The sequence below is a fragment of the Methylomonas sp. MS20 genome (assembly GCF_050275925.1).
GTDB lineage: Bacteria > Pseudomonadota > Gammaproteobacteria > Methylococcales > Methylomonadaceae > Methylomonas > Methylomonas koyamae_A.
In genome coordinates this window covers 2,438,197-2,461,995 of sequence record NZ_CP189962.1, presented here as the reverse complement: position 1 = coordinate 2,461,995, position 23,799 = coordinate 2,438,197, and the positions used below count along the sequence as shown (strand labels likewise).

The window sequence follows — 23,799 nt, the reverse complement described above, 5'->3', positions numbered from 1 at the left end:
CATGACCTGGAAAGCCAAGGCAGACCGTAACTACCAACGCATCAAAGCGCATTACGAAAGCGGAGGCGGCACGAAATGGAATGAAGTCACCGCCGATCCGCGGTTTTTTAACCGGGTGTGGCGGAATATGTTGAGACTGCCGGCGGGGGATGATCCGCCGCCGAAAGAGCGGCGATAAACGAGCCGTAGGATGTGCTGAGCGAAAAGCGAAGCGCATCAATCGCGAACGATGCGCTTCACGCTGTTCAGCACATCCTACGGTCCTGAAAAAAACAGGACGAATGCTGCAAAGCTTGATTTATCAGGCTGACAACAATGAATTACGAGTTTGGTTTGATGGTTCGCGCGATGGAAAACTTGCGGCCATTCATCAACGCGGAACAGAGCCTTACTTGATCACGCCTCGCCAACGCCAAGCCTTAGCCTTTGGCGGCATAGTGCGAAAGCGAGTCAATCACCCAGGCCTGCCAAAGCGCGAATTGATCGGTTTTCCAGATTCAGATCGCGACTTGGTTGAAAACGTTGCAACTGATCATCTGACGCGGGTATTGCAAAGAGCGCGTGGCAGTTAATCACCGACAAAGCGACTCGCAAGGTATACCATCGTGATCCCGATCCAGCCTGGATACGCCGCAATCGTTTAGATAATGCTTGGCTTCGCCGCAGCCGCTCATCTGGCCGCAGGTACGTTTCGAACCGCAATTGTCTTCGCCACCCAATGAGTCTGGCAAATCATCATCAGATTTTGCAGCGGTTACGGCCTTTTTAGCTTTACCGCCGTGCCTGAATTCCCAAGGCGGAGTCGGTTCGGCATCCGCCCATAAACCAACGCCAGCGGCTTTCGCCGAGTCTTCCAGTCCGGCAATCGATTGATCGGTGAGATATTGCCGATACGCCCAAGCAAAGCCACGCTTTACCTGTTCGGCATTGGCGTCGATGCCGGCGCATTTGATCCGGCCAATCGTGCGCTTGTATTTGTCTGTGCCTTTATCATCGACCACCACGGATTTTTTGAAACAAAGATCAGCCAACGATTGTTTAGATTGAGTGCCAAACGCTTGCTTGGATTCGGGCGCATCGATCTCGGCTAATCGGATTTTGACCTGTGTCTTCTGAGCGCTCAAAACCGTCAGCGTGTCGCCGTCGGAAATGCCGACAACGGTACCGGTCCATTCGTTTGCAACGGCCAATAACGGAGTCAGGAGTAACAGTGGAAATAGTCTTTTCATTTTGATTGTTCAAAAGTCGCTTTGGTAATAAGCGCAATCCATAACCCATCATTCATTCCACACGACACTGTAAATTTTTTGATTGTTTTTTGAAGAGCACCTGGATGACCAGTGGCATATATGTCAACGCACAGTTTTTCAAGTTCTCCAGCTTCAGAACCGGGGCCGAAAATAGTTGTTCCAACTAGTGATCTGACGTTGAATAAATCCAATTCTTCGCTTTTATTCTCCGACTTCGACAGCACGCCCATCGCATAGGGATGGCCGTTTTGCTTGTCAATGCTGATAGTAACGACGGCGTTAGGTAAGACGTAATGCTGGAAGGTTAACGATTGCTCGTTTTCCGCCCCTTTTTCCATTTTTGATTTAGGGGGCAATTTTTCCATACCATCGACTTTTGACGCTAATGCGTTATAGGTTTCTATTAGCTGATCGATAGAGATTTTAAACGTTGGCGGATTTGCACTTTGACTTTCCGAAGAAAAAGCAAGAAGAGCAGTGACGGCGAATATCTTTATATTCATTCTTATAATCCTTGAGGCTGGTAGTTGCTTAGCCTTCTACTGATTTCTTCGCTAGGCAAATTGGCGACATCCGACAGCGCGCCAGCAATCTTTAGCATGGCCTTTCTGTCATGTGGATTCATGATTTGGTAGCACTGTACTAAATACGCCACCTGTCTATCGTCAATCTCTGTCCGGAGCGTTGTGCCGGTCACAATCCAATCGGGATCGAGACCCAGCTCTGGGCGTTGCGCAGCTAGCGCAAAGACTTCTTTGGTTGGGAAGCTTTCCCGTTGCTTTCTCCCAGCTAAAGCTCTTGGCGATAGTCCTAAAAAATCTGCCGCCTCCTTATCTTCCGTCACTTTTAGTTGTTGTTTAAGCCTCAGCATGGCTTCGTCAAATAAATTCACACATCCCCCTTGACAGTCTTTGATAATAGTATTTTAATTACATCACGGTATTTAAAATACCATTCCGCAAAATCAATAAAAGGAGCCAAACATGACCCCTGCTGAACGAAAACAACAGTTTACCGATAACGGAGAATGCCCAGGCCAATGGGCAGACCAGAATGGATACCCGCGTGACTTGGTATACCGAATTCTCAATGGTCGCTCCCCAGCGTTGCGCGGGAAATCATTCAAAGCCGCCAAAGCATTGGGCGTTAAGCCTGTTCCAAAAGCGCAATAACGCCCAATTACCATAACTGCACAGGAAATTATACATGAACATCAACGACACCCTAGTCAAGGATCGAGGCATTGACATCGGCGGAAGAACAGTGATGCCAGTCGCCAACTCGCAGCTGATCCCAGCATTACAAGAGCTATCTAGTGGTTTGGCAGAAGAAGATCCATTAGATCAACTTTTCAGAATGTCGAATGGTTTGGTTATGGGGATGTTACGGGAGTTAGGTCAATGAGTGATTTCTTTGAAGTGCTTGTGCCAGGCGAAGAACCTCAGCAACCAAGCCGTCAATCTTTGATTCCAGCATCAGATGCTCAACTGGCTATATGTGTTAGTGAGTTCGGTTTTGATCAAATGGGTATTGATGAGTTACTGGCGCTTGGCGTTGAAGAGCTTAACGCTTCGATGCTCAGAGAATGCCGCGCAGGAGCGGCATTTTGGGCGGCTCAAGAGGCTATTAAAAACACGAGTCCGACCGGCGGACTCGACACATTTAAAGATTTTATCGAACGCAATGGCTTGATTAAACAGCGCGTCTATGAGGCTATTAGCCTAGCCAAATGTTTTACCAGACTACCAGATAACCAAAGACAACAGCTGCTTAATATTGGCAAGAAAAAAGCATTGCTGTTAGCGAAAATCCCACAGGATGAAATCAATCGCCTTGCCGAATCCGGCACCGACGTGCTCGACGACGCCGAAACCATGACCTACGACCAACTGCGCGACCTGCTGAAAACCGCCGAGCGGCGCAATCAGCAATTGAACGCCGAGGTCGAGCACCGCGACGCCATCATCGATAAATTCAAAAAACGCGACAACCGCGACTACGAGTTCCACTGGAAAACCCACACCGTCCGCGACGAGTGCCTGGCGTACCAAGCCGAATGCGAAGTGGCTTTAAACAGCCTGCAAGCGGTGTTTAACGAGCAGTTAAACGATATTGAAACCACGGAACGCAGCTTTCGGTTTGAGCAGCTGTGGGTGACCGCCAACGTCATTGCCGCCCGGGCGGCATTGGTCATCGATCAAATGCGCGACGCATGCCCCGTCGATCTGCCGGATGCCATCACCAGCAAACACATGCTCACCGACGACGAGGCCCAGCGCTGGCTGCTGGATTACCCGCTGATCGAACGCAAGCACGAAGCGGCCAAAGCCAAGCGCGAAGACGCGCGACCCAACCGCCCAGGTCGGCCGAGCAAAAAGGACAAATAGAGGTTATGCGTTATGCGCAACACCAACCCACTCGTACAAAGGATGGACAGTAACAGCCCCGCCGTGCGGCCCACTGCCCAGGTTATCGCGCTACGCCAGCGCGATCCCTGGAAAGAGGCCAACGATAGTCAGCGTGCGGTCGCCACGGCGCGGTATGACATCGTCAATACCATTTTGGACATGGAGAAAAATGGCTTTAGCGCCAACAAGGCCATCGAAACGCTATTGGCCCGCGCGGAAACCGGCTCATTGCATGCCTATCTGCAAAACGCGATGAAGACCGCCGCCAAAGCTAACCGCCTGGCGCCGACCCGCAGCGTGTTGTTCGAATGGCTGAAAGTGGTGAAGGCCGGCGGCGGTAGAGTCGATCTGTTGGAGCAACACAAAGGCCGCGTCGTCACCGAGCAACCCGCCTGGTGGGGGCCGGCGCTGGAGTATTTCAACCAGCCCAGCGCACCGGAAATGTCGGTGGTGTGGCGGCAACTGAGCGAGGTGGACGGCTTTGCCTGCACCTATGACCAAGTGCGCAACTACCTGAGCAGCGTGCCGGCCATGCTGGGCCGCCACAGCCCGGCGCGGATCGGCCGGCGTTTGTATCGGCTGACCGAAAAGGCCTACATCCGCCGCTGCACCGAGCGCGCCTTGCCGGGTGATGTGTACGTGGCCGACGGTTACATGGCCGATATCTACCTGGTCAACCCCGTCGACGGCAAATTCCCCTGGCGGCCGGAGCTGACTGTAGCCATGGACTTGCGCAGCCGCTTTATCGTCGGCTGGCGAGCCGACGAGCACGAAGGCACCACGGCCGTGCAAAACCTGTGGGCGGAAACCTTCGCTCGCTGGAACCACGTGCCGCTGTTTCTCTACGTCGACAACGGCTCAGGCCACAAAAACAAACTGATGTCCGACGACATGACCGGCTTTTATGCCCGCCATAACATCGAAGTCATCCACGCCATCCCCGGCAACCCGCACGGCAAAGGCTGGATTGAGCGCTTCTTCGTCGAGGTCAAGCGCGACTTCCTGAAAGCATGGCGGCCGGCGTTTTACTGCGGCGATGACATGAGCGACGAGGCCCGCGCGGAAACTATTAAGGCGGTCAAGGCCGGCAAGCTGCAGGCGCCGACCCTGATGGAGTTTGCCGACGCCTTTAACGCCTGGATAGACCGCTACGTGCAACGCCAGCATCCGGAGAACAAGCACGTCAGCCGCGCGCAACTGTGGGCCGAGCTGTCGCCGCTGCCGCCGCATGCCGACCTGCTGGAAATGAAGCGCCAAGCGGTAGTGCTGACCGTCAAGCGGGCCAGCATTACCCACAACAACCGCCAGTACCGCCATCCGGACCTTCACGCCTACAACCACCTGAAAGTGGTGCTGGAGTACGACCTGATGGACAACCGCGTGGCGGTGATCCGCACCCAGGACGGCCGCTGGATCTGCGACGCGCATTTGATCAACGCCATCGACGCCGTCGACAAAACCCGCCTGGAAGAGCGCCGCGACAAGCGGGTGGTGGATCAAGCCAAGCGGATCGAGAAAAAGCTGGACGAACTGAAAGCTCGCGCCGGCTTGGTGATCGACGCCGACGCCGTCGCCAGCGACGCGCAAACGCTGTTGGACCGAACCCCGGCGCTGCCGGAAACCATTGAGATTGATATTTTTAACTTTGAGTAGGTAACCCCATGAGCACATTCACCGATGCATTCCTTATTAACCGACGGCTAGCCAAACGGCTACAAACTGACCAATTGTGGGTAGTTGTCAAACTCGACACAGAGAGCCGTGAGCTATTCTCGCTTGACTATCAAAATGCGTTTGCCGAGCCGGAACGGTCAATTTATCGGCCAGTGAGCGAGCCACATGTCAAAGGTGTTCTTGAATTGTTTTTGAGCAAATTTGATCGCGCGGTGTTGCAGAAAACTGAGGCCACGACCATGGACCAGTTGCTCTACGACACGCGCGAGTTTCTTGACATTCTGCGCAACGCAGAAGGCCGGGTGTTCCTATGAGCGCATCATTATTCACACGGCGCGTCAGGCGCTGCGCAATCGTATTCGAAGCAACGACGTATTACTCTCCGGAATTGGCCGGCATGGATAACGCAGAGGTCACGGTCTGTTTGGCCGACGACGGACTGTTACGCGTACATAACGAGTTCGGGCGTTTTTTGTTTCTCGCCGGGCCGGTCGCTAATCACAACTACCAGGTGGCGTCATGAGCAACTACCCCGACCACTACACGCCGGACGACATCGGCCAGATCGAGCAGATCAAAACCTGGTTGGCTGAGCGGGACTACAAGCAAGCCGCACTGGCCCGGTTGGCCCGCGTAGCGCAGGCCACGTTGAGTCAGATTCTTAACGGCTCTTATGCCACGTCGCCCAGCCCGCAACTGGTCAAGATCGTTAATGCCGTGCGTCACGCCGACGACACCGCCGCCGATGCCTTGGCACCGGTCGAGACCAGCGTGTTCCGGCTGGCTTTGACTGCCTGCCAAATGGCCCGCCGCTACCGCAACTTTGCGGTGCTGAGCGCCTTTGTCGGCACCGGCAAGACCTTTGCCGTCAAGCATTACCAACGCACCACGCCCAACACCTACTTGATCGAAGCCACGCCGACCATGACCGTACAAAGCCTGATTAAGCTCCTGGCGCGCATCGTGGCCGGCTACGAAGGCAGGGGCAGCATAGACGACAAGTTTCGAGCGATCGTCGCCAGCCTGCAAAACACTGACAGCCTGTTAATCGTCGACGAAGCCGACACCCTGACGCCACACGTGCTGCACACCCTGCGCCGGCTGCGCGACCTGGCGAATATCGGCATCGTGTTGGCCGGCACCGAACACTTGACCGGCCTGATCCGCCCCGCCCATGGCCAGTTCGACCAAATTAGATCGCGCACCGGCTTCTGGCCGGAAACCATCAAGGGCATCACCGCCGACGACGCCGGCGCCCTGGTGCAAGCCGCGTTTGGCGATGAGGACGTATCCGATGAAGTGGTCAAGCGCCTGTTCTCCTACAGCAAGGGCAGTGCGCGGATGCTGATCGAAGGGCTGGTCGCAGCGATTCAACAGTTTCGCAGCGGCCGCGAATTGAACGTGGCTTTGGTAGATGCGGTGGCGAAACAGGCGTTATGCCTGCAATCGGTAGCGTGAGGAGATGAGCATGCCAACGAACGACATCATGATAGATCTGGAAACCCTGAGTTTAAAACCCAACGCGATGATTTTGAGCATTGGCGCTGTGATGTTTGACGCCGAGATAGGCAATATCGGCGCGCAATTGCATATCGGTTGCGTTATGTATGGCCAGGGTCGCGACCTGGATCGAGATGTAGTTAAGTGGTGGGCGGAGCCAAAACAAAAAGCGGCCTACGACGAAATAATGATGTTCGTACAACAAAAGCCATATCGGCTAGATCTAGCGCTGGCAGCGCTGTCCAGATTCATTGTTAAGCACAATCCAAAACAAATTTGGGGTAACAGCCCATCGTTCGATTTGTCGATCCTGGCCAATGCCTACCAGCAACATGACATGACAATGCCTTGGCCATTTTGGAATGAGAGAGACACTCGGACCATTGTTAACGTGTGCCGACAACTCACCGGCGTGGACCCTAAAAAACAGATCGAATTCGACGGCACGGCGCATAGCGCCCTGGCCGACGCCATTTATCAGGCGAGGTATGTCATCGCCGCTTATCAGCTTTTAGCCTCACGGAGCGCGGTATGAGCATCGTCATCATCACCCTACGCGATACGCCGGACGGCGTGGAGATCAACCGCTCCGAAGTCGCGGAACCCGGCGAGGCTGACACGCCGGCCACGATCCTGGGCGCGGCTATGTACGCCAACGTGACTCAATACCTGGATCGCCACCCGCAGTTCGGCAAACAGGCCTGGCCACCCCAGTCAACCCAAAAATTGCATTAGGACGGCACACATGAATAACGATCTTGCGACTCGTTTCTTGCGCGGCGAATACGCCGGCAAAACTCAGCGCCAGGCTTACCAAATGAGGCGATTGGTTGCCCGGAAATGCCATAAACCGCACCACCGGCTGCGCGTGCGCGTGCAGTCCGGCTGGGCTTTTGATTAAGTAAGGAGGCCAGCATGGCTTTGGTTCATCAACTCATTGAACAGTATCGGCGCCGGAAGCAGCTCGACGCCGACGCCCGCTCGCAAGCGCACGACCGCATTATCAACAACCTGCTCGGCGAAGAAGACCACCTACGCCACCAGCTCACCGATACCCGCTGGCTGGCGGCCATCGGCTGGGGTGCGTTTGCGTACATGGCTTACTGCTATTGGACCGCGCCGGTAATGATCGTCGCCGGGCTGGAGTGCCGGCTGTGAGCAACGCGTGCGCGATCCCGTGCCCCTACTGCGGCAAGGACGTGGACATCGTTCAGGCCTTGGAAATGGTGGCGGGCAACGAGTGGACCGGGCTGCTGAATGGCCTTCCGCTATCGCTGGTCGGCGCGCTGTTGCGTTATCTGGAGCTGTTCAAACCGAACAAGCAGGAGCTGCGCTGGAGTCGCCGCTTGGCTTTGACCAAGGAGCTAGTGCCGCTGATTAAGGACGCGCAAATCAAACGCAACGGCATCGTCTACTCGGCGCCGGCCGGCGTTTGGGAAGCGGAAATGATGCGGCTGGTGGTCAATCGTCCCGAAAATTTGGTACTGCCGCTGAAGGGCAACGGCTATCTGCTGAGCATGATCGCCGGCCGTGGCGAACGGGCGGCGGCGAAGCTGGAGCAAGACAAAATCGAGAAGTTGCGCAACCGTTCGGCTCCGCTCACGGCAGGCCGTTCGGGCACCGCAGGTCATTCGAGCACGGGCGGCGCGCCGGTCTCGGTCGCCGAATTGGCCGAAAAAGCTCAAGTCAAAACAAAATCCAAGCCGCCGGCTGGCTGGAAGGGTCCGGTAGCGCCGGATACCTCGTAAGTCATGGTTCCCACGCTCCGGCGTGGGAACCCATCCCTGGACGCTCCGCGTCCTGAACCGCACAGCGGTTCCACCTGCATTCCCACGCCGGAGCGTGGGAACGATCACTCAACATAGGAGCCACCATGGCCAAAAAACACAAAGCCCCGGCGGCGTTATACGTCTGCCAAGACAAAGACCAAACCATGGCCGCGATCCGGCAGCTCGGCGATACCCAGCGCGAACTAACCCGCGTCGAGACCGAGCTGAACGACGAAATCGCCGCGATTACCGACAGCCGCAAAACCCAGATCGAAGCACTGAAAACCCGCATCGACGCCCTGGTGACCGGCATTCAAACCTGGTGTGAAGCCAACCGCGCCGAGCTATGCAAGGACGGCGGCAAAACCGCCAACCTGATCACCGGCGAAGTGTCCTGGCGGCAGCGGCCGCCCAGCGTCGGCGTGCGATCGGTGGATAAGGTGCTGGAAACCCTGCGTAATCTCGGCCTGTCTCGTTTCATTCGCACCAAGGACGAGCTGAACAAAGAGGCCGTGCTGGCCGACCCCACGGCGGTATCCGGCATAGTCGGCATCACCATCAACAGCGGCATCGAAGATTTCGCGGTCGTGCCATTTGAGCGGGAGGTGGCGTGATGCAAACCACCGGCGAACGTATCCGCGAGCTGCGCCAACGCGCGAATCGTCTGCGCGAGTGCGCGCATCGCGCCGACAACCGCGCGGATTTCCAAAAAGAGATGTTGGCCGCCGCGCATTGCGAGGATGAAGCGACGAGTTGCAAGCATGGCTGGACGATAAACCGGAGGCGTCCCGTGGATGAGTTTCAACGCTTGCTGATCAATGACTTCGTTTCCGAGCACTGGGCCGAATTCCTGGCGTTCCTCGCCGAACGCGGCATGAACGAAGGCGACGCGGACGACATCGCGGCGGCGCTGGGGTTTGACGACCATGACTGACACGGTCAAACACTACCTGCAATTAGTCGGCATCGCCAAAAGCTGGGCGGGCAAACACCTGCCCGGCTGGGACGACGACATGCACCGCACGCTGCTGGCCCGCCACGGCGCGACCGAGCTTGACGGGCGTATCAGCGCCAAGACGCTCAACCCGCCTCAGCTCGCGGCCGTGCTGGACGACTACGCCGCGCGCGGTTGGCCCCGCCAAAAGCAATACAGGCCCAAGGGCGGCAACGACAATCGGCCTAAAGCCGTATCGCCGCAGATCGGCCATATCGTTAGACTGTGGGGCAAGCTTGGGCTGGCCGGCAAAATCAACAACGCCAGCCGCTCGGCGATGCTCGCCTGGTGCGCCCGCCAAACCGCACACCACGTACCCGACCTGGACAGCCTGACCGCCGAAGAGCGTCAGGCCATCATCGAAGCCCTGAAAGCCTGGATGGCAAGATAAAAATGGATTTCCCGGACGTCGCCCCCGAACAATTAGCCAACCTGCCGCCCGTCTTGCGGGCGATCGTGCGGGCGCTCGGCTATGCCCGCGCCCAGGAGTGGCTGAGTGCGTGGGGCGGGTTGGTGATTAATCTGCCGAAGCGACATAGTACCGCGCTGGGGCTGGCCGACGACGAGCTGGAGCGGCTCAACGAAACGCTCGCGCCGCACCTCGACGCTGCTCGCCGCATTAGCGTGCCCAAGATCGACAAGCTGTGGCAGCGCCACCGCAACGCGATCATCAACGCCGAGAAGCACTGGCAGAGCGCCGCGCATCAAGCGCGGGCGTTCCATTTGACCACCCGGCAAATTACGAATATTCGCCGCCAAGGCGAGGACGACGATCGGCAGATGAGTTTATTCGATTAGCCCTTCGGCGCCCCGCCCCTTCGACTCCGCTCAGGGAACGGTTCGACTCCGGTCCCTGAGCGGAGTCGAAGGGAGCGGAGCCGAAGCACCAACAAGCCCCTCGGGGGCAATGGCCCCAGCGGAAGGTGGGCCTACTCAGAAAAACATCCGCAGCGGCCCCGGCGCACCTTACCTCCCGTCGGCGCAACCGCCGGCATGGCCCCACGAGACGGGGCCGGTTATACTTGGCCTGCGCTGCAACGCAGGCCGTTTTTCCCCAGCAATAGAGAACGCTATGACTCAAAACCAAGATTTAAAAATCATATCCAAAGCGCTCGGGCCGGACGCCGGACATTGGGGATTGTTCAACAACAAACAGGAGTTGCTTGCCGAAGTTTGGCGACAAACCAATGGCGGCTGGAATTGGCGAGTCAAAGACGGCGAATGCTGGCAAAATGGATTTGAGCCGAGTCGAATAGATGCGCTGAATGCGGCCTACGCATCATGCGTAAAAGCCGGAATAATCGAACCGCTGCCATAATCGAAACACAGCCGCTCTAAGCCCCTTTCAGCCCCAACCCGCCATCCTTGCCCGCCCGCAAACCGTTTAAACGTTTCTACGCGTTTTTAAACGGGTTTTGAACGCGGTTCCATACGCATCATCAATAGATACTCGTTCGAGTACTAACACATATCCCCCGGAAACATTTCCCGGCTAATCAAACCCCCGCCAAATCCGGACAATCGCCCCAACTGATTTTTTGAGGCCGCTATGTCCAAACCTGCTGTCAAACTCGCTGCCCTGGCTTTCGAGATCGCTGCCGATGGCTCGGCACCGACTACGGCGCACCTGCTGCCGGTCGGGCCGTTTCGCGCGACCGATGGCCGGCCACACGACTGCGAAGCCTGGCAACTGGATGCGTCGATTGCCGCCAGCGTAATCCTGCGCCTGCGCGACCGCGCCAATGACACGCTGATCGACTACGAACACCAATCCCTGCGCACCGAATGGAACGGCCAGCCAGTCATTGCCGCCGGTTGGTTTCACGACATGGAATGGCGCGACGGCAAAGGTTTGTACGCCATCGGCGTGGACTGGACCGCGACTGCCAAACAACGCATCGCCGACAAAGAGTACCGCTACATCAGCGCCGTGTTTCTGTACTTGGCTAGCACTGGCGAAGTGCTCGACGTGATTTCCGTTGCGCTGACCAACACCCCCGCTGTCGATGGCCTGGACGATCTCAGCGAAGACGGCATGGCTGCTTTAACTAAACGATTTTCCCTACCCGACCCCGATCCGGAGACTACCGATATGGCTACCCCGCAAGAAGAACTTGCCGCGCTGCGCGTGACGCACGCCCAAACCGAAACCACGCTGGCCGCGCTAACCGCCGAACGCGACACGCTGAAAACCCAGCTGGCCGCGTTAACCACCGAGCGCGATACCGCGATCGGCGAGCTGGCTGCGCTGAACAAGCAGGTCGCCGAGTCCGCCGCTGCTGCCGAAGCGGATAAAAAAGACGCGTTAATCCTGGCGGCACTGACGGCCGGCAGTCTTACGCCGTCGATGAGACTCTGGGCCGAAAAACAAACGCTAGCCGCGTTGACCGAGTATTTAGAGGCCACCGGCCCGTTGCCGATCCTGAAACGCCAAGCCGGCGACGGCCACACCACCGCTACGGCCGCGCTGACTGCGGAGCAAAAGGCGATTGCCGACAAGATGGGCGTGACCGAAGAAGAGTACCTGGCCGCACAGAAAAAACATGCCATCTAGCCGCCGGACCGTCATTCAAACTAGGAGCACACGATGCTGACACAAGCGCAAATCGACGCGTTAAAAACCTCGCTGCAGGCCAATTTTGATCGAGGCCTGGTCAATACGCCGAGCAATTGGGCAAAGATTGCAGAGCTGATGAAATCTACCAGCAAGAACACGACATATGCCTGGTTAACCCAATGGCCATCGTTTCGAAAATGGGTCGGCAGCCGCTTACACAAAGCCATCACCGAAAAGGCGTACACCGTATTCAACGACAAATACGAAGCGACGATCGATGTGTTGCGCACGGATATCGAAGACGACGACTTTGGCCACTACGCCAATAGCGCGGCCGGCCACGGTAAAGCCGCTGTGCGGTTGATGGATGAATTGATTTTTGGCGCCTTGCTGGCCGGATGGTCTTCCAACTGTTACGACGACCAGTTCTTTTTCGACACCGATCACCCGGTCTATGCCAACACCGACGGCACCGGTGCGGTCACCGCGACTTCGAATATCCAAGCCGGCGCCGGTGCGCCCTGGTATCTGTTTTCCGACGCCGCCCCAGCGCTATTTCTGCAAGAGCGTGTGCCGGCGCAGTTGGAAGCGATGGGCGCCGGCTCAACCAATTATTTCGAAAACGACGTGTTCAGCTTTGGCGGCCGCTGGCGCGGTGCGGCGGCATACGGTTTTTGGCAATGCTGCTATGCCTCCAAAGCCACGCTGGACGCCACCAACTTTGCCGACCTGTACAACCGTATGCTCAGTCAAACCGGTGACGGCGGCATCAAGCTGGGCACCGTGCCCAATTTGCTGGTGTGCGGGCCGACCAACCGGGTCGCGGCCGAAACCTTGTTGATGCAAGACCGACTGGCCAGCGGCGCATCCAATATCAACTACAAAAAAGTCGATTTGCTAGTCACGCCCTGGGTGGCGTAACGCCGGATTGATCACCCTCACCCCAGCCCTCTCCCACCGGGAGAGGGGGACCGTTTTGATTGGAGACCGATATGCCCAAACTGTACGCCCGCGTAAACCTGCGCACCGACATCGAAAAACGCGACCGCGCCGGCCTGCGTTTTACCCGCAACTGGCTGGAGTTGGACGGCATCGACGATGCCACGCTGGCGGCCCTGCAAGAAGACCCGTATCTGGAAGTCAGCGACTCGCCGACCGTGTTGGTCGAAGTGGCCGCTACGACGCAAACCGGAGCGATCGAAACCATCCAGGACCCGAATAACCCACCCGAGAGCGAAGCGCAGCAGGACTCGGCGGACGCCGCACAAGGAGATAGTGAGCAAGCAGGCACGGCGTCCGCCGCTGGCGGGGAAGAACAACTAGCCGATAGAGGCCCGGAGGTGGACGCATCCGAGGGCCTCGCTACCGGTGATGCTTCGACTACGCTCAGCACAAGTGCGGTGGAAGGAACCGATGTCGATGCCGGTGATGCTTCGACTGCGCTCAGCACAGGTGCGGAACAGATTGACGCCGACAAGCGGCGCATCGACATCGCCTTGGCGATCGGTTTGCTCGACCCGGCCAATCCGGAGCATTGGCTGAAAGACGGTCGGCCGAATTTGACCGCGATCAGCACGATTTCCGGCTTGACCGTGACCGCTGATGAGCGCGATGCGGTCTGGTCCGGTATTCAATCCGCCGGGAGCGCCGGCTAATGCCATTCGCCACCCGCGCCGACTTGTTGGCCCGCACCAACGCCCGCCGCCTGGCGCAGTTGGCGGTGCCGGCCGACATGGCGATGCCGCCGGAAGCCGCGTTGCGCGTTGCGATCGACGGCGGCGACCTGAGCGGCTACACCGCCGACGAGCAATCCGCGCTGGCCGGCGCGTTGGGTGCGATGGACACCGCGCTGGCCGATGCCGATGCGTTGATCCTCAGCTACGGCATCCCGGACACGGTACAGACCACGCTGATCGCTCGGCTGGCGTCCACTGTCGCGCTCTATTACCTGCAAGGCGCCGAGCGGATGACCGATGACGTCAGAAACGCCTACCAAGGCGTGATCGATACGCTGAAAGCGCATGCGCGCGGTGAGTTGAATTTGATCCCAGCCGAACCGCCGTTGCCGACCGATCCGGTTATCTCCGACGACCTGGTGCAGTTCGAAAGCTCGGCGCGGCGCTACGGCGGCACGTCCACCGTGATTGAGGACTGGTGAAGTGATTTCGCTAACGCCGGTTCTCGACACCCTGCGGACGGCGCCCGCCGCCTTCGCCCATGCCTGGTTTCGCGACTTCGGTTTGGCCGCAGAGTACGCCCAGATCGATCCCGACAGATTACCGCTGCCGGCGCTGTGGCTGGTGCGGGCCGCCGACAAGTCCGATGAGCTGGACGCCGAGGCCCGCGCCGCCAATATCACGCTGGGCTTCGACGCGATAGTCGCGATCGAGAACATCCGCACCCAGCGCGCCGGCGAGACAGACGACGTGTTGTTGGCGTATCGGCATGCGGTGCGGGAAAAGCTGCAAGGCTTCGAGATCGAGCCGGATGTGTATCCGATCCGATTCAAAGGCGGCAAGGTGCTGGAGTACACCAAGGAAGACATCTACTGGGCCGATCGCTACGAGTTTTCCGCCCTGATTACCAATTATTTACTCGACCCCGGCCCGTATAGCGAGCTGGCCTACACCGGAGCACCCGCATTATGACGATCAGCTACGACTACATCCCCCAAGCGCTGCGCTACCCCGGCGTCTACATCGAAATTGACGGTAGCCAAGCCGGCCTGGGCGACGACATTCCGGCGGTGTTATTGGTCGGCCAAAAGCTGGCCGCCGGTTCCGCTGTGGCCGGCGAGATTACCCGCATCAGCTCGGTCTACGACGCCCAGCAAAAGGCCGGCGCCGGCTCGATGCTGGCGCAAATGGCCGCGCGCTATCGAGCGATCGATGAAACCTTGGATTTGTACATGCTGCCCTACAGCGACAACGGCGCCGGCGTGGCCGCGACCGGCACGATTACCGTGACCGCTGCCGCGACTGCCGACGGCACCCTCTCATTATATATAGGCGGCCGCTTGGTCTCCGTGGGTGTCACCAGCACGATGACCACGGCCCAAGTCGCCACCGCGATTGCCGCCGCGTTTACCGATCCCGATTTGCCGGTGACCGCGGCCGCCGTGGCCAGCGTGGTGACATTGACCGCGAAGCACAAGGGCACCTGCGGCAACAACATTGATATGCGCTTGAATCTGTACGGCGAACTCAAGCCGACCGGTTTGGCGCTGACCTTGGCCGCGATGGCCGGCGGTGCCGGCGACCCGGCGCCGGGCAACTTGGCGACGCTGTTGGGCACTAACCGCTGGTATCGCTACATCGCCCTCGGCATCAACGATGCCGCGACACTGGCCGCCTGGCACACCGAAAGCCAGCGCCGTTACCAGCCGCCGGTTCAGGCCGGATTCCGAGCATTTACGGCCCATCGCGGCGATTACGCGGCGGCGGCCGCGTTTGGTGAGACCAAGAACTACGAGCATATTTGTAACCCGTCACTCGAACTTAACCCAACGACAACCTGGGAAGCGGCGGCCATTGTCTGTGCAGCGGCCGCGCCCAAGGTCTACAACAACCCCGTGGAATCGCTGGAGGGTACGCCGCTGCCCGGCATGATCGGCGTGACGTATCACGACTGGACCGCCGCCAATAGCCTGCTATTTAAAGGCATGTCGATTATCGAAGTCGGTAAGGACGGCAGCTGTTATATCAAGCGCTTGATCACCATGCACCAGTTCCGCCCGGACGGTTCGGCTGACGACGCGTATTTGGACATCAATACGCCGGAGACGCTGGAGCGCATCCGCTACGTGCAACGGAGCGGCGCGATTAAAGCCTTTGTCGGCACGGCAGCGGCGAAAAACAACGAAGGCTATCGGCCGGGGCTGCGCATTACCACCGAAGATTCTGTTAAGGCCTTCTTGCTCAGCTTGTATCAAAACACTTTGATGCGCGAGTACGGTTGGGTGCAAGCCTACGACACCTACAAAACCACCTTGGTCGTCGAGCAAGATGCCGACAACCCCAGTCGATTCAACTATCTCGACAAGCCCATCATTCTGGTGCCGTTCGAGATACTGGCCGGCCGTGCCCAATTCGTTAAACGCGTTTAATCATCTAAAAAGGAGTCGTCATGGCTGCATTAAAGAATTTACGCACGGTCTCCGTGCCAAGCATCGGCAAGCTGCCGCTCGCTAGCCCGCCCGGCACGTTTACGCCTGCCGGCGAGTCGCGGGAACACAAGGCCGGCCGATTGCAGGAAGACGGCGGTTATCTGACGACATCCAAACCGGCAGTGCTCGAACTGAACATCAATTTGCAAGCCGGCGTGGATCTGGACGCAATCAACGCGGTGGTCGATGAGACGATCACGATCCGTCTGCAAGCCGGCGAGACCTACATGATGCCCGGCGCGTTCCGATCCGGCGATCCGGCTGGCTGGGGCGACGGCGAGAGCAAGATTACGTTTATGAGCAACACGTCCGAGCGGATTTGAGGAGCGAATATGTCCGGAAAACCACGCAGAGCGGAATGGGAGTTTGACACTGAGTCCGATTTTTTGGCATTGGGTGGCCCCGCCGCGTACGGCGATGGCAGGCTGGCAATCGGCGGCATCGAGCATAGCAATCGGAGCGGTTTGCTGGTCAGTCGCCAAGCTGGCCGCATGTTGACGTTTGTCACGTTGGGCGACAGCCGAGCGGGCAACACACAAGGCTATCTGGTCACTGCGGCTGACAAAGTCGATGCGCCGTTGCCGGCATCGGGCACGGCGACATACAATCGCGCGTTGCAGCGTCTAGTGCTGCCGGCGTTATATCCCGGACTGAAGCAGGTCGCTAACTGCGGAACGTCCGGCATTACGCTTGAGACGTTTATCAGCAATGAGGCCGGCGCGAGATCGGCGACCACTAAAACCCTTCAGGATGCGGTGGCGCTCAATCCGGATTTTATTATCGATCGGATGGGGATTAATTCGATCGCGGGTGTCATAGACGATGCAACCTATGCTGCGGTATGGACTAACCGTAAAGCCGTCATCGACTGGGAGGCGACGGTTGGCATACCGGTGTTCTTTAATGCAGAACAGGGGTTTAGCGAAGGCTTGCCGGGGTTCGCGGCTAATGCGAACGGCGATTTGATACGTAGCTACGTGATTCGGTTTATTCGCGATACTCAAGCCTATATTGATGGTCTGCATGCTGTCGGCAAAGCTAAAAACATCTATTTTTTACAGTCGATCGGCGTCACGGCGGATACGACAGGTGCATGGATAGAAGGGCTGGGCGCTAAAGAGTTAGCGGGTGCGGGCGCCGGCCGGCATCCGACGTTCTACGGCGGTTATGCCACGGCATTGCCCGAATTGGCGCTACTGCGGCGGCTCTACGGCGAAAGCAAGCCCTATGCGTTTGAAGGCGACAATAAATTTTCAAACGGTTTGTTTTTGAATTACGCGCTGTCGGGCTCGACGGGCAACGTCGCGACCAACGTTGCCATCTCGTCGACCAATTGCACGCGCCAGAACGCCGACCTCATCACGCTGGATGGCAAGCGCTGGCAAGTGTGCGAGGGTTTGGTGACAGCGACAGGCCAGGCCAGTCTGCAATTCCAGGTGCTATTCAATCCGACCGCGACCGGCACGGATGCGCTCAATATGGCGGCAGGCGATATCTACGGCTTTGAGCTGGATATGTTTGTCGAGAATTTGACGACCGGTAAGGTGGCCGGGTTATCGACCTGTCGATATCGGGTCAGGACATTCGATGCCGCGAATTCGAAATCGATCAACTGCGACCTGGATACGATTAATAATTCGAATGCCCCGGCCACGGTTTCGTTGCCCGGCCGGATACAAATGCATATGACGCATAAACAACGGTTTCAAGAGTCGGCGGCAGCTTATTCCGGCGGCGTGCTGAACAATTTCACGTCATCGCATATTTTGATGCTGATCGATCAATATGCCGAAATTGGGCAAGTGATTCGATGCGGCATTGCAAATCCACGGATCGTTAAACTCTCAGCATAGGTGAATCATGCAAGTAAAAATTCCGCTCTCGGCGTATGGACACAAATCGATCATCGCTGCAATTCAAATCGCGCTTGTTGAACACGCATCGGACATCATTGCCGCAAAATTGAAATCTGAATCGGCCGGAGTTGCGGTTAGCGATTTTCGGGTATTTTCAGACAGAGTCGAGATCGCCGGCTATTCACTATTATTCGAGGACGTCGATGGTTGGGATTTGATCGACGCTGGAATATTTGAGTTTTAAGGAGGCGTCGATGAAATTATTAACGCCGATTACCGTCGGGAAAACTCAAATCGCCGAACTGAACTTCCGCGACTACACCACCGCCGAGGATTATTTAAGCTTTGATTCGCGCGGCGGCGTGGCACAGCGGATTGCGCTGATCGCATCGATGACCGGCACCGACGAGGCGCTGATTAAGCGGCTGCGCGGGCCGGATTACATCCGCGCTGAGCAGCTGGTCAGCGATATGCTCGAAGCCGATGCCGCCGCCGCGACCGATGCAAATGCCGACCGGGTCAAGCTGTTGTCCCGCTTAACCGGCGCGGCGGAAGCCGAGGTGGCGAAGATACTTGGGGTGTTGATGGGCAATGGCGATCCGGCGCCCGCCGCCGAGGATGCCGCCGAAAAAAAGTCGCTCGAATCATTATCGCCTGTGGATTAGTCGCTAAAGTACTCAATCAGCCGTTAGCGGCGGCCAAAAAAATGCCGATTGCTGAATTGTTCATGTGGGCAAAAATGGCGGCAGCGATGGACGGGCGGCAATTTGAATAGTCCCTTCTCCCCCAGGGAGAAGGCTAGGATGAGGGGATAAAAGCCGTTTGTTTTAATTCTCCTCACCCCAACCCTCTCCATCCGGAGAGGGCGTAATACCCCGGAAACATTTCCCGCCTAACTCTCACCGCTATACCGCTTTAAACTCCAGTCACATCCCGTGTCTGGAGTTTTTTTATGCCCGCTGCCGAAGCCGAGCTGCGATTAAAGTTTAAAGACGTCGGTACCGTGTCGGGCATCGACAAAGTCGCCAAGCGCGTCGAGCAAATCACCAAAAAAACCGAAGACCTGGCGGTGCAATCCAATGCGCGCCAGCGCACCTCGTTCGAGCGGCTATCCCTGGCTCGCGAGCAGCTCGGCATGCGCTCGGAGCAAAAAATCCAACGCGAAATCCAGCAGACCGAAGCCGCTTACAAGCGTCTCGCATCGTCCGGTAAGCTCAGCCAGGACGAATTGACCCGCGCGGCCGAAAAGACCCGCCAAAAGATCACCACGCTCACCAACGAAATGGGCAAGCTGACGGCCGAGCAACAGAAAGCCGCCAAGGCCGCGAAGGATTTCGAGACTGCTCAGGGTCGGATTAGAACCGGTGTGGCGGTGGGCGCCGGCGTGGCGGCGGGTTATGCGCTGAAGTCGCCGGTGATGAATGCGATGTCTATGGACGAGCGATTGGCAAGCTTGGCGAATACGGCGTTTCGTGAGCGCGACGTGACAGGTCGATTGGCGGGCACGAAGGAGCTTGAGGCCGCCATTAATAAATCGGTTGATTTGAAGCGAGGCGGTGGCGGAACGCGCGAACAAGCGCTGGATGCGCTGGAAAAGCTGGCTTCTAAGGATGCGTTGGGTAGCGCCGATAAAGCCATGTCATTTTTACCGACAGTGATGCGTACCGCTTATGGATCGGGCGCTAATCCGTTAGATATCGCCGATTTGGTCAGCGCGTTGGTCGGCCAAGGCATCGCCGGCAATGAGGGCGAACTGAAACGTGCGCTGAACATGGTCACCGCGTCTGGACAGGCCGGCGGTTTCGAGATCAAGGACATGGCGCGGGCGCTGCCCGGCCAGTTAGCCGTCGGCAAAACCGCCGGTTTGGTCGGGCTGCCGGGCTTGCAAAAAATCCTGACGATGAATCAAGCGGCGATCATGACGGCCGGCGATACTTCGACGGCCGGCAATAACGTGCTTAATTTGCTGACTAAGTTGTCATCCAGCGATACGGCGAAGGATTTCGACAAAGCCGGCGGCGGTGATTTGAATAAGTTCCTAATCGATCAACGGCTGAAAGGGATTGATGCGGTCGACGCGTGGCTGAATCTAATCGACAAACTATCGATGCGCGATCCGCAAATGAAGTCGGCGCTGGCCAAGCTGCAATCAGCCGGCAATAAGGCAGATCAACAAGCGGCCATCGAGTCGATATCGCAGCTCGCCGAAGGCGGCATCATCGGCCGATTCTTCCAGGATATGCAAGCGCGCGGCGCGCTGTTCGGCATGCGCAATACGGCGCTGACCGAGCGCGTCGGTGGCTTTATCAGCCGCAATAACACCGAGGTTGGCGCCAACGATCTCAATTACCAAACCATGGCCGGCACCGGCGCGGCGGCACTGCGCAATGCCGAGCAGGAAATGGCGATACGCCAGAAAGAAGCGATGGAGCGGCTGATCCCGACCATCAGCAAAGCCGCCGACATCTTCGTCGACCTCTCGCAAAAGTATCCGGATCTCAGTGCTGCCGTGGTTGGCGCCACGCCGCCGATTATTGCCTTGGGTACGGCGGCCGGGATTTCGGCGTTGGCGTTGGGCGGCAAGTCCGGCGGCGCGATCGGTCGGTATGCGATGCGCGCCGCGGCGTTTGGCGCCTCGGCATTGGGAGTCGGGGCGGCTGGTGGTGTTGGCTACGCGGTTGGTGATCAATTGATCAAGCCGGGCATCGATAAATTGGTGCAATGGGGATCGGGCCGGTCCGATGCGACGTTGGGCACCGCCATCTACGACTATATGATTAAGCCATCGTCTGTCGCGCCACAGAAATCCGAAGTCCATCTCACCATCGAATCCACGGCGCCGGGCTTCATGGTCAAACAAAAAACGAAATCCGACGGCGTCAGCGTGACGACCAAGGGCAATACCGGCAATATCTTCGACGGAGCGCCGCGCTGATGGCCGAGACCTACCGCGACCGCTGGGAGCCCGCGCAATTCCGCGACCAGGTGTTTTTGACCGACGCGCATACCGCCAACGGCGGCCGACGTTTGGCGGTACACGAATTCCCCGGCGCCGAGGAGCCGCTGGTCGAAGACCTGGGCGGCAAAGCCGGCCGCTGGCAAGTCAATGCGTATTTTCTGGCCGATCGCTATGACCTCGAAGTCGCTCAACTGATCGAGACGTTGAACACGCCGGGCGCGGATTGGCTGGTGCATCCCTGGCTGGGCCGGTTGTGGGTGCGGGCCTTGTCGTGGTCGCGCTCCGAGCGCAACCAGGAAAACGGCTTTGCCACCCTGCAAATCGAGTTTGTGCCGGGCGGCGAGCAGCCGCCGGAGGCTAGCGCCGACTTGGTCGATGTGGCCGGCGCCGGCATCGACGGCTTTGCCGATGCGGCCGTAGCCGATTTCGATCTGGCGGCGATGAGTTCCGGCGGCCTGTCCGCCTTTGTCGCGGCGGTGCAAGGCAAGCTGGAGTTGGTGCGCCAGGTGATCGGCTTTGCCTCGTTGCCGTTGACCTGGTCTTCGCAGATCCAGGGCTTGGTCGGCAGTATCAAAACCGAAGCCGGCGCATTGATGAGCCTGCCCGGCCGCTATGCCGGTGCGCTGCGGGGACTGACCGATGCGATCGGCTTCGGCGCCGATCGGGCCGGTTTGGCGGCGGTGGCCAGGCCGCGCGTGATTGCGCGGGTGACTACGCTGGCGGCAACGGCCGGCTATACCGGCATTGGCCCGGTATTGACGGCCGGGGAACCGGTTAGCGGCGTTGCCGCGACCGATCCGGTGGTACGGGCCAACTTAGCGGCCGACGGCGCGCTGCGCAGCCGGCTGTGTTTGGCGGCGGCGATGCAACTGGCGCTGACCGATTACGCGACTGAGGCCGATCGGGCCGCCAGCGTGTCGGCGATTGATGCGGTGTACGACGCGCTGTTGCCGACGCTGCCGGATGCGGTATTTCAAGCGGCGGTCACGGCGCGGACCGCGCTGGTGGCGGCGGTGCTAGCGCAAGACTTGCGGCCGTTGCAGTCGCGATCGATTGTCCATGCGCTGCCGTCCACTTTGCTGGCGCATCGGATGCAGGTAGACGAAGCCGTGTTGATCGCCCGCAACGCCGTGCGACATCCGCTGTTTGTGCAGGGGCGGGTTGATGGTTGAGATTCGCTTTAACGGCCGGCGCTATGCCTACTGGCAGCAAGTACACATTGCCGCGTCGGTGGACGATCTGGCGGCGACCGTGAATCTGGCGGTGACGCGGCCCGGCAGCGGCGAACCGTTGGGCATAGATGCCAATACTAAGATCGAGGTGTTAATCGGCGAAACCGTGGTGGCGACGATACGCTCTGATATCGACCGTGAACATGTCGACGCCACCAGCCACGGTATTACCATTGATGCGCGTTCGTTGGGTCGCGAGTTGATTGATTGCCAGTATTCGAAAACCTTATCCGGATTAAAACTCGGCGAGATTGTAAAGCAGCTTTGCAGCACGTTTAACGTGCCTGTGAAGATCGATGCCGACACCGCCGTAGTGCCCGATTTTGCGATGCAATGCGAGTCGCCGTCCAATGCCCTAATCAATGCCGCCCGCGCCGCCAATTTGCTGTTATACCCCACGCCGGACGGCGGTGTGATTCTCACCAAGCCGACCGATGCTGCACCGGTCGCGACGCTGGTGTATGGCGAGCATATCGAGTCGTTTGATGTGGTTAACGAGCACAAGCTGCGCTTTTCCGATTATCTGGTTAAAGGCTACGACTACGCCACTGATCAGGCGTTGAAAGGCGCGGTAAAAGACAGCGGCATTAACTATTTCCGCCCATTGCATATCCTAGCCGACAAGACCGGTCAAGGTCTAGGCGGTTGCGACCGGCGGGCCACGCTGGAACGCAACCGCCGCCTGGCCCGCGCTCATCGCATCGATCTGGAGGTGTACGGATGGACGCATGCCGGCGGGGTGTGGGACATCAATACCCAGGTGCGGGTGATTATTCCCATGCGCGACATCGACAGCGTGTATTTGATCGGCGATCGCGCATTCACGTTGGACGACCAGCACGGCAGCATGACCCTGTTAACGGTCATGAAGCGCGAGGCGTTTATCGGTGAAGATGCACCGGTCAAATCTAAGAAAGGCGCGAAACATAAAGCCAAAGCCAAAGCCAAAGACGAGAAGATCATTTATGCAACAGATTTGGAATAGGCTGCAGCTACTGTTCGCCCAAGGCGTGGCGACGCTGGTCGGCGCCGACAAGGTGCAAGCGCGGGTGCTGGATAGTGAGGTGCTGGGTAATCTGGCCAGGGTCGAGCCTTATGGCTTCAGTTATCGGCCAAAGCCCGGCGCCCAGGTGTATTTGGCCTTCCCGGCCGGCGATCGCAGTTATGGCGTGGCGCTGATCGTGGGCGATAAGCGCTATCAATTGGAGCTGCAAGCGGGCGAGGTGGCGTTGCATGACGACATTGGCCACATCGTCAAGTTGGGTCGCAACGGCATTGCGATCGACGGTGGTGGGCATGATTTGACTATCCATAACGCGCCGCAGGTGACGGTTTCCGGCGGCGACGTGATTGCGGACGGGATCTCGTTGAAAACGCACAAACACGGCAACGTCCAAAACGGCGGCGGTCAAACCGGTAATCCGGTATGAGGCAA

The 23,799-nt window shown here is 58.2% G+C and carries 36 protein-coding genes; 33 read left to right on the top strand and 3 right to left on the bottom strand.

All coding sequences use genetic code 11. The annotated features are described in order from the left end of the window. The first annotated feature begins 1 nt into the window (after position 1). Together ACQE3D_RS10805 and ACQE3D_RS10800 are read left to right on the top strand one after the other, a co-directional pair. Positions 2–178, top strand: coding sequence for a hypothetical protein (locus ACQE3D_RS10805; RefSeq protein ID WP_313729473.1), 177 nt, complete (start codon positions 2–4; stop codon positions 176–178). Then, entirely contained in the window at positions 150–572 is a 423-nt protein-coding gene (locus tag ACQE3D_RS10800) for a phage virion morphogenesis protein (RefSeq protein WP_313727965.1), read from the top strand. Before ACQE3D_RS10805 ends, ACQE3D_RS10800 begins: the two co-directional genes overlap by 29 nt. On the opposite strand, the gene ACQE3D_RS10795 is transcribed toward ACQE3D_RS10800, so the two are convergent. Genes ACQE3D_RS10795 through ACQE3D_RS10785 form a run of 3 tightly spaced genes read right to left on the bottom strand, consistent with a single transcriptional unit; the run spans position 573 to position 2,142 of the window. Then, positions 573–1,229: a thermonuclease family protein gene (locus tag ACQE3D_RS10795; RefSeq protein WP_313727966.1), complete on the bottom strand. Its 657-nt coding sequence runs from the start codon at positions 1,227–1,229 to the stop codon at positions 573–575. It lies immediately after the preceding gene. After that, positions 1,226–1,753 (bottom strand): hypothetical protein, encoded by a 528-nt coding sequence (locus ACQE3D_RS10790; RefSeq protein ID WP_313727967.1) that lies wholly within the window; start codon positions 1,751–1,753, stop codon positions 1,226–1,228. Before ACQE3D_RS10790 ends, ACQE3D_RS10795 begins: the two co-directional genes overlap by 4 nt. Before the next feature lie 2 nt (positions 1,754–1,755). Then, the gene (locus ACQE3D_RS10785; RefSeq protein ID WP_313727968.1) at positions 1,756–2,142 is read right to left on the bottom strand and encodes a helix-turn-helix domain-containing protein; all 387 of its coding nucleotides are present in this window, start codon (positions 2,140–2,142) and stop codon (positions 1,756–1,758) included. A gap of 91 nt (positions 2,143–2,233) precedes the next feature. On the opposite strand from ACQE3D_RS10785, the gene ACQE3D_RS10780 reads away from it, so the two are divergent. The 31 genes from ACQE3D_RS10780 (at position 2,234) to ACQE3D_RS10630 (ending at position 23,794) form a co-directional block, all read left to right on the top strand. Then, positions 2,234–2,422 carry a DNA-binding protein gene (locus ACQE3D_RS10780; RefSeq protein WP_313727969.1) on the top strand — a complete coding sequence of 63 codons (189 nt, stop codon included), beginning with the start codon at positions 2,234–2,236 and terminating at the stop codon, positions 2,420–2,422. Between the two features lie 34 nt (positions 2,423–2,456). Then, entirely contained in the window at positions 2,457–2,654 is a 198-nt protein-coding gene (locus ACQE3D_RS10775; protein ID WP_313727970.1) for a hypothetical protein, read from the top strand. After that, on the top strand, positions 2,651–3,637 hold the full coding sequence (locus ACQE3D_RS10770; RefSeq protein WP_313727971.1) for a hypothetical protein: 987 nt from the start codon (positions 2,651–2,653) through the stop codon (positions 3,635–3,637). Before ACQE3D_RS10775 ends, ACQE3D_RS10770 begins: the two co-directional genes overlap by 4 nt. A gap of 12 nt (positions 3,638–3,649) precedes the next feature. Then, positions 3,650–5,311 (top strand): transposase family protein, encoded by a 1,662-nt coding sequence (locus ACQE3D_RS10765; protein WP_313727973.1) that lies wholly within the window; start codon positions 3,650–3,652, stop codon positions 5,309–5,311. 8 nt (positions 5,312–5,319) lie between these two features. Then, a complete protein-coding gene (locus ACQE3D_RS10760; RefSeq protein ID WP_313727974.1) occupies positions 5,320–5,646 on the top strand; it encodes a hypothetical protein in 327 nt (108 codons plus the stop codon). Further along, the gene (locus ACQE3D_RS10755; protein ID WP_313727975.1) at positions 5,643–5,855 is read left to right on the top strand and encodes a Mu transposase C-terminal domain-containing protein; all 213 of its coding nucleotides are present in this window, start codon (positions 5,643–5,645) and stop codon (positions 5,853–5,855) included. Before ACQE3D_RS10760 ends, ACQE3D_RS10755 begins: the two co-directional genes overlap by 4 nt. Next, positions 5,852–6,790, top strand: coding sequence for an AAA family ATPase (locus ACQE3D_RS10750; RefSeq protein WP_313727976.1), 939 nt, complete (start codon positions 5,852–5,854; stop codon positions 6,788–6,790). Before ACQE3D_RS10755 ends, ACQE3D_RS10750 begins: the two co-directional genes overlap by 4 nt. Before the next feature lie 28 nt (positions 6,791–6,818). After that, positions 6,819–7,367: a 3'-5' exonuclease gene (locus ACQE3D_RS10745; protein ID WP_427551719.1), complete on the top strand. Its 549-nt coding sequence runs from the start codon at positions 6,819–6,821 to the stop codon at positions 7,365–7,367. Continuing rightward, a complete protein-coding gene (locus ACQE3D_RS10740) occupies positions 7,364–7,567 on the top strand; it encodes a hypothetical protein (protein ID WP_313727978.1) in 204 nt (67 codons plus the stop codon). Before ACQE3D_RS10745 ends, ACQE3D_RS10740 begins: the two co-directional genes overlap by 4 nt. Positions 7,568–7,577: 10 nt before the next feature. Then, entirely contained in the window at positions 7,578–7,733 is a 156-nt protein-coding gene (locus ACQE3D_RS10735) for a hypothetical protein (RefSeq protein WP_313727979.1), read from the top strand. A gap of 14 nt (positions 7,734–7,747) precedes the next feature. Then, positions 7,748–7,990 carry a hypothetical protein gene (locus ACQE3D_RS10730; protein WP_313727980.1) on the top strand — a complete coding sequence of 81 codons (243 nt, stop codon included), beginning with the start codon at positions 7,748–7,750 and terminating at the stop codon, positions 7,988–7,990. After that, complete coding sequence (locus tag ACQE3D_RS10725) at positions 7,987–8,580, top strand: hypothetical protein (protein ID WP_313727981.1); 594 nt, start codon at positions 7,987–7,989, stop codon at positions 8,578–8,580. Before ACQE3D_RS10730 ends, ACQE3D_RS10725 begins: the two co-directional genes overlap by 4 nt. Before the next feature lie 125 nt (positions 8,581–8,705). After that, positions 8,706–9,215: a host-nuclease inhibitor Gam family protein gene (locus ACQE3D_RS10720; protein ID WP_313727982.1), complete on the top strand. Its 510-nt coding sequence runs from the start codon at positions 8,706–8,708 to the stop codon at positions 9,213–9,215. Further along, positions 9,215–9,535: a hypothetical protein gene (locus ACQE3D_RS10715; RefSeq protein ID WP_313727983.1), complete on the top strand. Its 321-nt coding sequence runs from the start codon at positions 9,215–9,217 to the stop codon at positions 9,533–9,535. Before ACQE3D_RS10720 ends, ACQE3D_RS10715 begins: the two co-directional genes overlap by 1 nt. Then, a complete protein-coding gene (locus ACQE3D_RS10710; protein WP_313727984.1) occupies positions 9,528–9,986 on the top strand; it encodes a regulatory protein GemA in 459 nt (152 codons plus the stop codon). Before ACQE3D_RS10715 ends, ACQE3D_RS10710 begins: the two co-directional genes overlap by 8 nt. 2 nt (positions 9,987–9,988) lie before the next feature. Beyond that, positions 9,989–10,393, top strand: a complete 405-nt coding sequence (locus tag ACQE3D_RS10705; RefSeq protein ID WP_313727985.1) for a hypothetical protein — start codon at positions 9,989–9,991, stop codon at positions 10,391–10,393. 109 nt (positions 10,394–10,502) lie between these two features. Next, the gene (locus ACQE3D_RS10700; protein ID WP_313727986.1) at positions 10,503–10,913 is read left to right on the top strand and encodes a hypothetical protein; all 411 of its coding nucleotides are present in this window, start codon (positions 10,503–10,505) and stop codon (positions 10,911–10,913) included. A gap of 231 nt (positions 10,914–11,144) precedes the next feature. Then, on the top strand, positions 11,145–12,149 hold the full coding sequence (locus ACQE3D_RS10695; RefSeq protein ID WP_313727987.1) for a phage protease: 1,005 nt from the start codon (positions 11,145–11,147) through the stop codon (positions 12,147–12,149). A 33-nt stretch (positions 12,150–12,182) separates the two neighbouring features. Then, on the top strand, positions 12,183–13,073 hold the full coding sequence (locus ACQE3D_RS10690; RefSeq protein WP_313727988.1) for a Mu-like prophage major head subunit gpT family protein: 891 nt from the start codon (positions 12,183–12,185) through the stop codon (positions 13,071–13,073). A 71-nt stretch (positions 13,074–13,144) separates the two neighbouring features. Further along, the gene (locus ACQE3D_RS10685) at positions 13,145–13,807 is read left to right on the top strand and encodes a hypothetical protein (protein ID WP_313727989.1); all 663 of its coding nucleotides are present in this window, start codon (positions 13,145–13,147) and stop codon (positions 13,805–13,807) included. After that, positions 13,807–14,310, top strand: a complete 504-nt coding sequence (locus tag ACQE3D_RS10680; RefSeq protein WP_313727990.1) for a phage protein Gp36 family protein — start codon at positions 13,807–13,809, stop codon at positions 14,308–14,310. Before ACQE3D_RS10685 ends, ACQE3D_RS10680 begins: the two co-directional genes overlap by 1 nt. A gap of 1 nt (position 14,311) precedes the next feature. Beyond that, complete coding sequence (locus ACQE3D_RS10675; protein WP_313727991.1) at positions 14,312–14,800, top strand: phage tail terminator protein; 489 nt, start codon at positions 14,312–14,314, stop codon at positions 14,798–14,800. Beyond that, positions 14,797–16,257 (top strand): hypothetical protein, encoded by a 1,461-nt coding sequence (locus tag ACQE3D_RS10670; RefSeq protein ID WP_313727992.1) that lies wholly within the window; start codon positions 14,797–14,799, stop codon positions 16,255–16,257. The genes ACQE3D_RS10675 and ACQE3D_RS10670 overlap by 4 nt, the downstream gene beginning before the upstream one ends. A gap of 20 nt (positions 16,258–16,277) precedes the next feature. Then, a complete protein-coding gene (locus ACQE3D_RS10665; protein ID WP_313727994.1) occupies positions 16,278–16,640 on the top strand; it encodes a phage tail tube protein in 363 nt (120 codons plus the stop codon). A 9-nt stretch (positions 16,641–16,649) separates the two neighbouring features. Beyond that, entirely contained in the window at positions 16,650–18,170 is a 1,521-nt protein-coding gene (locus ACQE3D_RS10660) for a hypothetical protein (protein WP_313727995.1), read from the top strand. A 7-nt stretch (positions 18,171–18,177) separates the two neighbouring features. After that, positions 18,178–18,417, top strand: a complete 240-nt coding sequence (locus ACQE3D_RS10655; RefSeq protein ID WP_313727996.1) for a hypothetical protein — start codon at positions 18,178–18,180, stop codon at positions 18,415–18,417. 10 nt (positions 18,418–18,427) lie between these two features. Continuing rightward, positions 18,428–18,838 carry a phage tail assembly protein gene (locus ACQE3D_RS10650; protein WP_313727997.1) on the top strand — a complete coding sequence of 137 codons (411 nt, stop codon included), beginning with the start codon at positions 18,428–18,430 and terminating at the stop codon, positions 18,836–18,838. A 287-nt stretch (positions 18,839–19,125) separates the two neighbouring features. Beyond that, positions 19,126–21,108, top strand: a complete 1,983-nt coding sequence (locus tag ACQE3D_RS10645; RefSeq protein WP_313727998.1) for a phage tail tape measure protein — start codon at positions 19,126–19,128, stop codon at positions 21,106–21,108. Next, the gene (locus ACQE3D_RS10640; protein ID WP_313727999.1) at positions 21,108–22,304 is read left to right on the top strand and encodes a DNA circularization N-terminal domain-containing protein; all 1,197 of its coding nucleotides are present in this window, start codon (positions 21,108–21,110) and stop codon (positions 22,302–22,304) included. The genes ACQE3D_RS10645 and ACQE3D_RS10640 overlap by 1 nt, the downstream gene beginning before the upstream one ends. Continuing rightward, the gene (locus ACQE3D_RS10635) at positions 22,297–23,349 is read left to right on the top strand and encodes a phage baseplate assembly protein (protein WP_313728000.1); all 1,053 of its coding nucleotides are present in this window, start codon (positions 22,297–22,299) and stop codon (positions 23,347–23,349) included. The genes ACQE3D_RS10640 and ACQE3D_RS10635 overlap by 8 nt, the downstream gene beginning before the upstream one ends. Next, a complete protein-coding gene (locus ACQE3D_RS10630; protein ID WP_313728001.1) occupies positions 23,330–23,794 on the top strand; it encodes a phage baseplate assembly protein domain-containing protein in 465 nt (154 codons plus the stop codon). Before ACQE3D_RS10635 ends, ACQE3D_RS10630 begins: the two co-directional genes overlap by 20 nt. Positions 23,795–23,799: the final 5 nt, after the last annotated feature.

Coding starts and splice junctions, on each gene's coding strand:
- ACQE3D_RS10805 (WP_313729473.1), top strand. CDS start 2: ATGACCTGGAAAGCCAAGGCAGACCGTAACTACCAACGCATCAAAGCG.
- ACQE3D_RS10800 (WP_313727965.1), top strand. CDS start 150: ATGATCCGCCGCCGAAAGAGCGGCGATAAACGAGCCGTAGGATGTGCT.
- ACQE3D_RS10795 (WP_313727966.1), bottom strand. CDS start 1,229: ATGAAAAGACTATTTCCACTGTTACTCCTGACTCCGTTATTGGCCGTT.
- ACQE3D_RS10790 (WP_313727967.1), bottom strand. CDS start 1,753: ATGAATATAAAGATATTCGCCGTCACTGCTCTTCTTGCTTTTTCTTCG.
- ACQE3D_RS10780 (WP_313727969.1), top strand. CDS start 2,234: ATGACCCCTGCTGAACGAAAACAACAGTTTACCGATAACGGAGAATGC.
- ACQE3D_RS10775 (WP_313727970.1), top strand. CDS start 2,457: ATGAACATCAACGACACCCTAGTCAAGGATCGAGGCATTGACATCGGC.
- ACQE3D_RS10770 (WP_313727971.1), top strand. CDS start 2,651: ATGAGTGATTTCTTTGAAGTGCTTGTGCCAGGCGAAGAACCTCAGCAA.
- ACQE3D_RS10765 (WP_313727973.1), top strand. CDS start 3,650: ATGCGCAACACCAACCCACTCGTACAAAGGATGGACAGTAACAGCCCC.
- ACQE3D_RS10760 (WP_313727974.1), top strand. CDS start 5,320: ATGAGCACATTCACCGATGCATTCCTTATTAACCGACGGCTAGCCAAA.
- ACQE3D_RS10755 (WP_313727975.1), top strand. CDS start 5,643: ATGAGCGCATCATTATTCACACGGCGCGTCAGGCGCTGCGCAATCGTA.
- ACQE3D_RS10750 (WP_313727976.1), top strand. CDS start 5,852: ATGAGCAACTACCCCGACCACTACACGCCGGACGACATCGGCCAGATC.
- ACQE3D_RS10745 (WP_427551719.1), top strand. CDS start 6,819: ATGATAGATCTGGAAACCCTGAGTTTAAAACCCAACGCGATGATTTTG.
- ACQE3D_RS10740 (WP_313727978.1), top strand. CDS start 7,364: ATGAGCATCGTCATCATCACCCTACGCGATACGCCGGACGGCGTGGAG.
- ACQE3D_RS10735 (WP_313727979.1), top strand. CDS start 7,578: ATGAATAACGATCTTGCGACTCGTTTCTTGCGCGGCGAATACGCCGGC.
- ACQE3D_RS10730 (WP_313727980.1), top strand. CDS start 7,748: ATGGCTTTGGTTCATCAACTCATTGAACAGTATCGGCGCCGGAAGCAG.
- ACQE3D_RS10720 (WP_313727982.1), top strand. CDS start 8,706: ATGGCCAAAAAACACAAAGCCCCGGCGGCGTTATACGTCTGCCAAGAC.
- ACQE3D_RS10715 (WP_313727983.1), top strand. CDS start 9,215: ATGCAAACCACCGGCGAACGTATCCGCGAGCTGCGCCAACGCGCGAAT.
- ACQE3D_RS10710 (WP_313727984.1), top strand. CDS start 9,528: ATGACTGACACGGTCAAACACTACCTGCAATTAGTCGGCATCGCCAAA.
- ACQE3D_RS10705 (WP_313727985.1), top strand. CDS start 9,989: ATGGATTTCCCGGACGTCGCCCCCGAACAATTAGCCAACCTGCCGCCC.
- ACQE3D_RS10700 (WP_313727986.1), top strand. CDS start 10,503: ATGGCCCCAGCGGAAGGTGGGCCTACTCAGAAAAACATCCGCAGCGGC.
- ACQE3D_RS10695 (WP_313727987.1), top strand. CDS start 11,145: ATGTCCAAACCTGCTGTCAAACTCGCTGCCCTGGCTTTCGAGATCGCT.
- ACQE3D_RS10690 (WP_313727988.1), top strand. CDS start 12,183: ATGCTGACACAAGCGCAAATCGACGCGTTAAAAACCTCGCTGCAGGCC.
- ACQE3D_RS10685 (WP_313727989.1), top strand. CDS start 13,145: ATGCCCAAACTGTACGCCCGCGTAAACCTGCGCACCGACATCGAAAAA.
- ACQE3D_RS10680 (WP_313727990.1), top strand. CDS start 13,807: ATGCCATTCGCCACCCGCGCCGACTTGTTGGCCCGCACCAACGCCCGC.
- ACQE3D_RS10670 (WP_313727992.1), top strand. CDS start 14,797: ATGACGATCAGCTACGACTACATCCCCCAAGCGCTGCGCTACCCCGGC.
- ACQE3D_RS10665 (WP_313727994.1), top strand. CDS start 16,278: ATGGCTGCATTAAAGAATTTACGCACGGTCTCCGTGCCAAGCATCGGC.
- ACQE3D_RS10660 (WP_313727995.1), top strand. CDS start 16,650: ATGTCCGGAAAACCACGCAGAGCGGAATGGGAGTTTGACACTGAGTCC.
- ACQE3D_RS10655 (WP_313727996.1), top strand. CDS start 18,178: ATGCAAGTAAAAATTCCGCTCTCGGCGTATGGACACAAATCGATCATC.
- ACQE3D_RS10650 (WP_313727997.1), top strand. CDS start 18,428: ATGAAATTATTAACGCCGATTACCGTCGGGAAAACTCAAATCGCCGAA.
- ACQE3D_RS10645 (WP_313727998.1), top strand. CDS start 19,126: ATGCCCGCTGCCGAAGCCGAGCTGCGATTAAAGTTTAAAGACGTCGGT.
- ACQE3D_RS10640 (WP_313727999.1), top strand. CDS start 21,108: ATGGCCGAGACCTACCGCGACCGCTGGGAGCCCGCGCAATTCCGCGAC.
- ACQE3D_RS10635 (WP_313728000.1), top strand. CDS start 22,297: ATGGTTGAGATTCGCTTTAACGGCCGGCGCTATGCCTACTGGCAGCAA.
- ACQE3D_RS10630 (WP_313728001.1), top strand. CDS start 23,330: ATGCAACAGATTTGGAATAGGCTGCAGCTACTGTTCGCCCAAGGCGTG.